At 40.2% G+C, this 9,942-nt stretch carries 7 protein-coding genes; all 7 read right to left on the bottom strand.

Going from position 1 to position 9,942, the window contains the following annotated elements; all coding sequences use genetic code 11:
* Nucleotides 1-468: 468 nt before the first annotated feature.
* The 7 genes from Q4575_RS06875 to Q4575_RS06845 all read right to left on the bottom strand — a co-directional run bounded on the left by Q4575_RS06875 (nucleotide 469) and on the right by Q4575_RS06845 (nucleotide 9,905).
* Nucleotides 469-1,368: a tetratricopeptide repeat protein gene (locus Q4575_RS06875; protein WP_303521836.1), complete on the bottom strand. Its 900-nt coding sequence runs from the start codon at nucleotides 1,366-1,368 to the stop codon at nucleotides 469-471.
* A gap of 307 nt (nucleotides 1,369-1,675) precedes the next feature.
* Entirely contained in the window at nucleotides 1,676-3,793 is a 2,118-nt protein-coding gene (locus tag Q4575_RS06870) for a hypothetical protein (protein ID WP_303521834.1), read from the bottom strand.
* Nucleotides 3,794-3,939: 146 nt separating this feature from the next.
* Nucleotides 3,940-5,172 carry a PAS domain-containing sensor histidine kinase gene (locus Q4575_RS06865; protein ID WP_303521832.1) on the bottom strand — a complete coding sequence of 411 codons (1,233 nt, stop codon included), beginning with the start codon at nucleotides 5,170-5,172 and terminating at the stop codon, nucleotides 3,940-3,942.
* A gap of 62 nt (nucleotides 5,173-5,234) precedes the next feature.
* Nucleotides 5,235-6,581 carry a sigma-54 dependent transcriptional regulator gene (locus tag Q4575_RS06860; RefSeq protein ID WP_303521830.1) on the bottom strand — a complete coding sequence of 449 codons (1,347 nt, stop codon included), beginning with the start codon at nucleotides 6,579-6,581 and terminating at the stop codon, nucleotides 5,235-5,237.
* 63 nt (nucleotides 6,582-6,644) lie between these two features.
* The gene (locus Q4575_RS06855; protein WP_215963189.1) at nucleotides 6,645-7,850 is read right to left on the bottom strand and encodes an ABC transporter permease; all 1,206 of its coding nucleotides are present in this window, start codon (nucleotides 7,848-7,850) and stop codon (nucleotides 6,645-6,647) included.
* An 8-nt stretch (nucleotides 7,851-7,858) separates the two neighbouring features.
* The gene (locus Q4575_RS06850; RefSeq protein ID WP_303521827.1) at nucleotides 7,859-9,172 is read right to left on the bottom strand and encodes an ABC transporter permease; all 1,314 of its coding nucleotides are present in this window, start codon (nucleotides 9,170-9,172) and stop codon (nucleotides 7,859-7,861) included.
* Between the two features lies 1 nt (nucleotide 9,173).
* Nucleotides 9,174-9,905 (bottom strand): ABC transporter ATP-binding protein, encoded by a 732-nt coding sequence (locus tag Q4575_RS06845; RefSeq protein ID WP_215963187.1) that lies wholly within the window; start codon nucleotides 9,903-9,905, stop codon nucleotides 9,174-9,176.
* Between the last annotated feature and the right edge of the window lie 37 nt (nucleotides 9,906-9,942).

Raw genomic sequence — 9,942 nt, 5'->3', positions numbered from 1 at the left:
TATTTGGAATGACGGTTTTTTTGTTGATTTCCGACCTGTGGGGTCAGAGTCGCTGATTTTATTACTTCCTCTGCACTTGGTTGGAGATCCCTAATATCGCTGTGGCTCGACTCATATTACAAGCTAGGGGATGACGGTTTTTCCTGGGTATTTGGAATGACGGTTTTTTTGTTGATTTCCGACCTGTGGGGTCAGAGTCGCTGATTTTATTACTTCCTCTGCACTCGGTTGGAGATCCCTAATATCGCTGTGGCTCTTTTGGGATGACGGTTTTTCCTGGGTATTTGGAATGACGTTTTTGTTCTGGTTATTGTGAACCAATTTAGGGCGAATTATGAACTTCCTCTGCACTTGGTTGGAGATTCCAAATATCGCTAATGCTCTTTTGGAATGACGTTTTTTGTTCTGTTTAATTATTGCTTAAAATTGACGTTTTTCTGTTCTGATAATTTTATCGAATCAAAATCATTACAAGCGTTTTTGTAATTTATGAAACAATTCAATGTCGTGTGCCATAAAACGTTTTGTTTCAATGCGATTGAGTGACTCTCTCAAGCCTTCTACGTCATTCATTTCATTTGCAATTTCCGCCAGTCTTAAGTAGCTAAGACTTTGATATGAAATTTCTTTTATTAACGATGCTTGTTCAATCACTTCTCTCAATCTAATCTTAGCTTCATCAAATCGTCCTTGAAAATGTAAAGCTCGTGCCACGTTATAACTTGTCATCAATTGATAATGAATACCCACATCTTTATGTGCAAAATCATAAGCTAACGAAACATAGTTCAAGGTCGCATCACGGTCGTTTAAACGGTGGGAAAGATGACCAAGTATCGTATAAATCTGCTTCTTAATGTAATAGTTATTGTGACTCAAAAATTTTCGTTCTAACTCTAAAAGTAATGCTCGCCCTTTTGTGTAGTCACCGGTATAAATTTGAAAGGTAGCATAGTCGATAATGCTTTGTGGCGCGCTACTCGTTAAATTGGAAAACGCGTCATCTACACGTTTTATATAAGGAGTGAGATCTTCATCACCGTTGAGCTTACCCATTTTTACTTTGTACATCAGAGAATTGATTTCAACTCGGTGCGGCAACGATGGCAGCGATAACAAAGCGTTAGTTTCTTTTAGTACTGCAGGGTAATCTTGGGCTTGGAATAATAAATCTAATAAATTCAATTTACGATGAAACCACAAATGTGAAGCAACAGGAGTTTTTTCAATTCTCTGAGTTAAGTCATCAATGCATAGGGCCAAATTTTTATCACACACAGTACGTTTTGAGTCGTTCGCTTTGACCGGTAACGTGGCAACAAACAACACTAGAAATATTAACTGATGTAATCCGAGATATTTATACATGACCAACTTCAACAAACTCATTTCTATAATTGACTAATTATTTGCAGAATAGCAACAAAAACCGCGCATAAAAAGAAGCTTTTTAATCGGGATAGATTATCCATCTAAGCGCACGCCAACCCCTGCTCAACTCATAATAGCCGAAATTTTTGAGAACCTGTGGGCGAATTGTTTTTTTTAAATACTTACTAAAAAATAACTGACCGCAAACACATAAAACCTTGTGTATTTATTTATACTTAAACCCACAAAAATGTAACTTTGATCGCAAGAAAACAATTCCCATTGAAAAACCTCACGAGACAAATTATGGATGTTCAGAAACCAAGTCTGGATTCCATTTCCTGAATGTTTTATCCAGAATTTCATTCGCTCGTTTTTTGAAGTCGGGGTCATTGCCCATACCTATCAAACTAGGAAAAGTCAGTAGGTTCTTTTCAATTCCAATACTATAGCCGTCAAACAAAACGTTGCGGTTTAGCATGTTACGTATATTTTCAGATGACTCTCCGTCACGTAAATAAAAATAAATCGCACATGGCCAACCAGCACCACTTATTGCCTTGCCACACAAAATATTTGATTTGTTTAATATAGGTAAAACCGCCTGGGCATAACGGTCATCACCCTTCGATTTTTTTAACGCGGCATATAAATAGGGTTCATATGTGTTCAGTTCGACCTTATGTACAAACTCCTTTGCACTTAATCCAGTTAGGTCGTTTTGTATTTCATAATGCGTCTCGTCCCCCACTAACAGTTTGTTTAGAGCCAACAGTGTTAATTTTGTCGTTTTGGTGATTGGTAATTTGTCAAAAGAAAGACGCTGATTTTGATCCATTTTGCCATTCATATACAGCTCTTGTAGCAACAACAAAGAAAAATACAATTGTTCTTCATAATCGGCATTTTCTCGCAATTCCTTTGCAACATAAGTCAACGACGCATCTATATCGCCAATTAATACATAGAACGCTGCAATCGAATTTCTAACATCATAATTCACCGGACCATTGTATTGTTTCATGATACTAATCATAGCTGGTAAATTTTTGTCGTATCCATAAGTGTTAAAAATATTGTTCCCATAATTTAAAGGCGAATCTGGAAATTGTTGATTGGTCATCTCAACCAAATCTTTAGCCTCTTTTATGCGCCCTGATATAAAATAACCGTAAATAAGGTTCGAAATATTAACTTCACTTTGAGGGTTTGTTCTTAATATTTGCTCCCTAAGCTCAAGCCCTACATTAATATCATCCAACGCCAAAAGGCTGATGTTTTGAATTAATGGATCATTAGGTGCCTGATTGAAGGCCAGCATATAAGCCGAGTTTGCAATATCATACTTGCTATTATTTTCAGCTTGTTTAGCGATGACTAACGTCTTTAAAGGAAAACTAGGAGCAGTTAACAACTCCCAAAAGAGGCGTTCTTGTTCCAACTCAATTTGCTCTATTGCAAATCCACCATAAAATTGAGCCAATGAATAAACAAAATACAATTGAGCCTTGGCAAGATGAAAGTTTTCATCAAGTCCTATTGCTTCATTGAGCAATCTTGCCGCTTGTTGAAGTGAATCCGTGGTACGATGGTAAGAGTTTTCACGTCCTTGAAGAAATAATTCATACGCTTTGGAGCTTGAAGTCATTCCCGTTTCAACAGCGAGCTCGTCGGGTAATAAATTGAGTTTAAGGGCTTGGGTAATCGCATAGGTGAGTTCGTCTTGCAGAGCAAAAATGTTTGTTAATTCTCGGTCGTAAGTTTGCGACCAAATGTGAGCTCCTGAATCGACTTCAATTAATTGAGCGGTTATTCTCACGTTATCTTTATCTTTTCGAACACTTCCTTCTAGCACATAATTAACATTCAAAAGACGACCAATTTCACGGATATCTGCTTTTGAATCTCTAAAATTAAAAGACGAAGTCCGAGCAATAACCACAAGCTGTTTTAAACGCGCAAGTGTATTTAAGATCTCTTCAGAAATACCATCACCAAAATACCCCTGAGATTTATCTGAACTCATGTCCTGAAACGGAAGCACCGCAATTGAACGTTCTAGACTATCGTCAGCACTTGAGTCATTCCACTTATCGTATGAAATGAACCCCAGAGCAAGCAAAAGTGCCACTGCCAACATATAATTTATTTTGCTGCCTGTTTCATGTCGAATAGACTCCGCTTCGTCAACTTCATGAGAATATTTCAGCCCCTCTGGCGTTAGCTCAAATGCCCAGGCAAAAATGCAGGCTACAGGAAATCCGATCGCCAGCAACACAGTAATGATGGTGCTAAATACAGTGGGTAGATGTAATGCGGGGGAAATAACAGAAACAATTTGCAGAATTAGCCAGCTCGTTATTAGATAAACCGTAGCAACTTTAAATACGTTCCGTCGTTTGAGTTCGCTAATAAAGCTCATGCAACCTACTCCATTCGATTAGAGTAAATAACAATAACTAAGTTACCCAAACGGTGCAATTATTAATCAGATAAATGCAAACCGACAGCTATATGAATTTACAGCCTAAAGCTCGTGATGAATAGAACGGAAAAATCGCTGGCAGGTTACTGAAAAGGTAGTACAACCCTTACCGTCAATCCACCTTCATCACGGTTAAAAAGTCCGATGTGACCATGATGCGCATCAGCAATTTCTCGGCACAAAGCAAGTCCAAGTCCGCTGCCACTAGGTTTGGTAGAATAAAAAGGAATTAGTGCGTTTGCCATCACGGCTTCTGAGATGCCTTTTCCTTTATCCATAACAGAGATACAAGATTCGTTTTGGCGTTGTTCAAGTTTGATACACACATCCGCCGCTAGAGAACCAGACTCATGTGCATTTTTTAACAGATTAATTAGCAATTGTTCTAATTGCACAGGATCTGCATAGACAATTTGTCCGGGCTCAGATAAATCGACAAACTGCCATTGAGACTTCAACATCGCTATAATCTGTCCCCAGTCATTTGCTTGCACTTTGGGTTCAGGAAGTTTAGCGAATTTACCGTACCCCTGCACAAAGTCGCTCAAGTGCTGAATACGCTCATCAATGGTAGAAAAAACGCGAGCCAAACGAGCCTCTTTGATGTTTTCACTTAAAATTTGTCCACTGTGTAACATAGAGGAGATGGGGCCAAGTGAATTATTTAGCTCATGGCTTATTACTCGAATAACCTTTTTCCATACCGCCACTTCTTGACGACTTAACTCACGTGTCATTTGCTTTAAAATAAAAAGTGTATGACCTTGATTATTTAACGAAAAATATCCTGTAGACATGTGCCATGTTTGCGGCTCATCATCATCAAACGTAATAGAAAAAAGTCCCTCTCTTTTTTCTTCAATCGCAACTTCAACACCTTTGGGAGCTGACTTTAATAATGACGAGATTCGATTACCATCCAGCCCTTTTGAAGAATTAAAAAAACGTCTAGCCGCGATATTGCTAAAAATCACTTGCTGCTGATCATTTACAAGAAATAACACTTCTGGAGAACTTTGGGTTATTTTATCTAACAGCAATTCTCGCTGATATAACCAATGCTTTTCTTCGCGAAGATTCAGCGCTGTGCTGTTATACAACGAGCATAATTTGCCGAGTTCATCGTCATTTTGATAGGACAACGTTGTCGAGTATTCGCCATCTTTAAGATTTAATAAGCCTAGCTCTAGTGCAGATAGGCCCTCTCGGATATCCCTTAACAAATAACGTGCTAATAAAACACTTCCGATAACCACCGCGATTGCGCTTATTATTTTCGTATTTAAAGAAAGGTCGTCTAAAAAAAACAGTGGCATAGTGCAAATGCTGCTCACAATAACAACGACGGCTATAATTCTAGGAAGCACATTGGCAAACATCAGTAGGGTATCTCAAACTTATCTAAGCGCCGATATAGAGCTTGTCTACTTAAGTTAAAGTGACGAGCGACGCGCGCAATCACCCCTTTGTGCTCTCGCATTGCAATTTCTAATTGTTGTTTTGTAGGTCCCGCATTGGCTTGTTTTGCTACAGTTGGTTCAAGTCTGTTATTCACTTGCTCACTAAGCGCAAAATCTTCAGCTTCAATCACACCGGTTGGCTTTAAGACAGCGACCCTTTTACAGCCATTTTCAAGCTCTCTTACATTCCCTTGCCAAAGATGACTTTTAAGCGCATTTTCTGCAGATAAACTTAGCTCTCGATTTGGCAAAAAATGATGCACCAGAGGCATGATATCGTCTACTCTGTTGGCTAGTGAAGGCACGTGCAATTCAATTACATTCAGTCTGTAAAACAGATCTTCCCTAAATTCGCCAGTTGCAATGGCGTCTAGAAGATTACTGTTTGTTGCTGAAATAACTCTAACGTTGGTTTTTATTGTATTTACCGAACCGAGACGTTGAAACTCGCCCGTTTGAATAACCCGCAACAACTTTGTTTGCCCAGAGTAGGGAAGATTGCCAATTTCATCTAAGAACAAGGTTCCGCCATCGGCGGCTTCAAATAAACCAATTCGCTTTTTGTTTGCGCCAGTATAGGCACCCGCTTCAGCCCCAAATAATTCGGCCTCAATTAAGTCAGCAGGTAACGCACCACAGTTCACTTTGATAAAAGGCGCGTCAGGTATAAGGGAGTTAGCTTGCACGACTTCTGCTATTTTTTCTTTCCCGCTCCCGTTAGCACCTGTAATTAATACTGAAATGTCTGATTTTGCGACCTGAACCGCCATGTCAACAACACGCTGCATTGCAGGGCTCGCATATACGAGACCGACATTGTTCGCAATTGACTTTGTGCTTTCAGTTATCGCTTGTTGACGTTGTAGCTTCTCACTTGCCTGATTTGCTTTACCTAATGCCACTAAATTTACAATTGTATTTAGTAGCTTTTGGTCATCCCAAGGTTTTGCTATATAGTCCACCGCACCGGCTTTAACTAATTCAATTGCTTGCTCTAAATCAGTCCAAGCTGTGATTAGAATAACAGGCAGATGGGGATCTAAATGGCGCAGTTGGTAAAATAACTCTTTACCTTCATCGCCGGAAGTCGTGTCTCCGGTGAAATTCATATCTTGAATAACAAGGGAGACACGCAATTGATTCGCGTATTGTAAAGCCTGGACAGGTGATGTTGTTGTAATAACATCGTAACCATGAATTTCAAGCAATAACGACAGAGCTTGGAGAACTGCCGGTGTATCATCAACGATTAATATCTTATCCATTGCCTGCTCATTGCTTGAATATATCCTTTTTGGAATAAGCATATAGCCTACCAATTATGACCATTAAATACTACGAGTCGCAATGCTCGGAGATATGTTAGCAGCTTTAGTTGCCGGCATGACGACCGAAAGTAGACTCGCAATAAAAACAAATAGTGCGGTCATTAATACATAGAATGTATCAAGCGCTGGCATGGAATAATTTTCTAATAGCAACTGACCCATAAATATTGCAGCAATCGAACCAAGCACAAGCCCGAACACACAAATAATGGCGTTCTCAATTAAAAAGTAACGCACAATCGCTGACTTTCTAGCCCCTAATGCGCGCCGCGTTCCTATTTGTTTGGTACGTTTATTAATATTAAACACCGTGAGGCCAAATATTCCAAGACCCGTTATCAGCACAAGGACAATGATAAGAGTGATGAGCATACGTAACATTAAAATATCTGAAGCGTTATTATCTCGTTTATCTTCATCCATGCCTTGTAAGCCAATAATTACTCGCTTGTTGTGATCTTGGATCATCAAGTCTTCAATCTGGCGCATGATGGCAGTTCGTTGCTCAGGCTCGGTACGGACAATTATTTTCTGAAATATCGAGGCACCGACAAACGGTATGATGGATACGTTATCAGGACGACTGTCTTTCAACCAAGCACTCTTCATCGGCTCCGCAATACCGATAATTTTCAGTGGTGCAACGCCAAAATAAACGGTTTTTCCAAGTGCATCCCCGGTTGGAAATAGCTCTAAACCTAGTGCTTGTGTAATGATGGTAACTTCAGGGAAGACATCTCTACTTGCAGACATAATCACTTCATCTGGACGGAAATTTCGCCCTTCAAGTAAGTTTACACCAAGCGTATCTAATGCGTTTTCATCCGCTAAAAAATAGGCGGCTCGAACATCTGGGCCCTCTTCAGTCGCAGGTTTTAGGCTTAAACCACCCGCTGAACCACTGCCAGATAAAGGAACTGCGTTAAACAAACTTGCATTCTTAACGCCAGGAATATTCCGCAACATCGTTTCGGTTTCTTCAAATTTTTGCACTATGTCGAGTTCTTTATCAAACGTCATAGTGGTAAAACTAAATATCTCATCTTCTGGATAGCCAGTTTCTTGCGATAAAAAGTCTATTCGATCTTTTGCGATAAAAGCCGCGTTGCTCACAATAGCGGTTGTAATAGCGATTTGGATAAGCAACATTATTGCACCCGCTTTGGAGCGAAGCAGTGAATTAAATATAGGTTTAATTTCTAACATGATAGCTCCTATTGCGTTTTTAAGTAGATGGCAGGTTGCGTCTTACATACAAGCCAAGCGGGATAAAGACCGGCGATTATACAAGCGCCTATCGCTATTGCTGGCGCGGTTAAAACCATGGTCAGATCCATACCAGCAAGATCAGCATATTGGCTACTCGTCACTCGCACTCCCCATAAACCAAGCTGGGCGATACCAATACCAATAACTCCACCGAGTAAACCAAGTACCGAGACTTCCACAAGGTGCTGAAGAAAAATTTGACGCTTGTTTGCACCTAACGCTCTTCGTACTCCAATTTCAGGCGCTCTACGAATAAACTTACCAAGCAGCAGTCCCAAAATGTTAGCTAAACAGACTGCTAAGAACATAAAGCTGAGTCCGACCAATATTTTATTATCTTCCGATACCACTTTGTTGTATTCCATCCATTCGTTGACATCTTGTAAATTGAACTCTGGTTTTTCACGTGTATATCGGCCTTTAGTGCCTTGTTCAGTTAAATAGGAAAACAGAAAGTCATGATATTGTTTCACATCATTTTCTGTTGGTAATTCTGCCCAAAACTGCACCCAAAACATTTCAGACTGCAGTTGGCCTTCGAACGTAGTCACATTCTCATGTTTCCAGCCATTGGTATTGCCACGACTGACAAGTTGCATAGGTTCCCACAAAGAGATAGGGATAAAGATAGGCTCCGGCGCATTAAACGATCCGTTATTTAAGTCGTAGTACTTAATATGAATGTCCCACTGTTTAATTACACCTACCACCGTAAAAATGGTGTCATCAAGATACATTTGTTTACCAACGGAGTTTTCGCCGCCAAACAACTTATCGTTTATTTCTTCATTAATAACAACAACAGCTTCAGCGGTTTTTTCCTGCGCTGAACTCCAAGGTGAGCCATAAACAAAGTCTAAGTCAAACATGGTAAAGAAGTGACTTCCTGACGCCCTAACTGACGATAAGAAAGGTTTTACGTCTTGATTATTCATATGAACGGTAAAGGCAGTGCGAATAGACGCCGTTTTACGAACTGGCGTGTCAGCATTGTGCAAATACATTGCGTCTTTGTAGGTCAGCTGTAACGGCACATTGTCAGACGTCATCCACTCATTTCCGTCGTCCGTTGTATTAAGTTGCACCGCAAAAAGTTGGTCGCTCTTATGCGGAATAGGGTCCATCGACATCATGTGGTAAACCGACAAACTGGTCATCGTTATGCCAATGCCTATCGCAATGGCCATGACCATTAGGGCCGATACTAATGGTGTGCGCTTTAAGCTGCGCCAGCTTAAATCGATATAATGAAGAAACATGTTACACCTCTGCCATAGACTGTTGTACGCGCTCTGCAACAGAGTCCGAGGATTTGTTTTGATACAAGGTAAAATCCGCCAACTGCCCATCAACAACTTGAATATTACGTGGCGCTCGACGAGCGAGCTCTTGGTCGTGCGTCACCATAATGATGGTTGAGCCTTCACTGTTAATATTCTCTAACAGTTCCATCACTTGACGCGCCATTAGGCTATCTAAGTTACCGGTTGGCTCATCGGCAAGTAAAAACCTCGGTTTGCCGGCTAATGCTCTTGCAATTGCAACCCGCTGTTGTTGACCGCCTGACAATTGTTGAGGTAAGTGTTTTGCTCTGCTGGCTAATCCAACTTTCTCTAAACACTCTTCGATACGAAGTTTACGTTCCGCTGCCTTAATACCTCGATAGCGCAACGGAACTTCAATGTTTTCATATAAGCTTAAGTCGGGTATTAGGTTAAAGCCCTGAAAAATAAAACCTATTTTTTGGTTTCTTAGGTCCGCTCTTTCATTGTCACTAAGAGAACCAACATTCACGTTATCAAGCATAAATTCGCCACCAGAAAAGGGTTCTAACATGCCCGCTATATTTAAAAATGTTGTTTTTCCCGAACCCGATGGTCCTGTCACAGCGATGAATTCGCCTTCTTTAACTTCTAAATTAAAATCTCGTAACGCGTGGGTTTGAACTTTTTCCGTTTGATATACTTTGCTGATATTTTTCATGCTTAACATGGTTGTGTTCCTTTCTATGTTTAACTGGTTTGCTGCG

Origin of the sequence: Psychrosphaera sp. 1_MG-2023 (assembly GCF_030548245.1) — a bacterium.
GTDB lineage: Bacteria > Pseudomonadota > Gammaproteobacteria > Enterobacterales > Alteromonadaceae > Psychrosphaera > Psychrosphaera algicola.
The sequence above is the reverse complement of the archived record's forward strand: the minus strand, read 5'-3'. Positions and strand labels throughout refer to the sequence as shown.

Coding starts and splice junctions, on each gene's coding strand:
- Q4575_RS06850 (WP_303521827.1), bottom strand. CDS start 9,172: ATGTTTCTTCATTATATCGATTTAAGCTGGCGCAGCTTAAAGCGCACA.
- Q4575_RS06860 (WP_303521830.1), bottom strand. CDS start 6,581: ATGGATAAGATATTAATCGTTGATGATACACCGGCAGTTCTCCAAGCT.
- Q4575_RS06875 (WP_303521836.1), bottom strand. CDS start 1,368: ATGTATAAATATCTCGGATTACATCAGTTAATATTTCTAGTGTTGTTT.
- Q4575_RS06855 (WP_215963189.1), bottom strand. CDS start 7,850: ATGTTAGAAATTAAACCTATATTTAATTCACTGCTTCGCTCCAAAGCG.
- Q4575_RS06870 (WP_303521834.1), bottom strand. CDS start 3,793: ATGAGCTTTATTAGCGAACTCAAACGACGGAACGTATTTAAAGTTGCT.
- Q4575_RS06865 (WP_303521832.1), bottom strand. CDS start 5,172: ATGCCACTGTTTTTTTTAGACGACCTTTCTTTAAATACGAAAATAATA.
- Q4575_RS06845 (WP_215963187.1), bottom strand. CDS start 9,905: ATGTTAAGCATGAAAAATATCAGCAAAGTATATCAAACGGAAAAAGTT.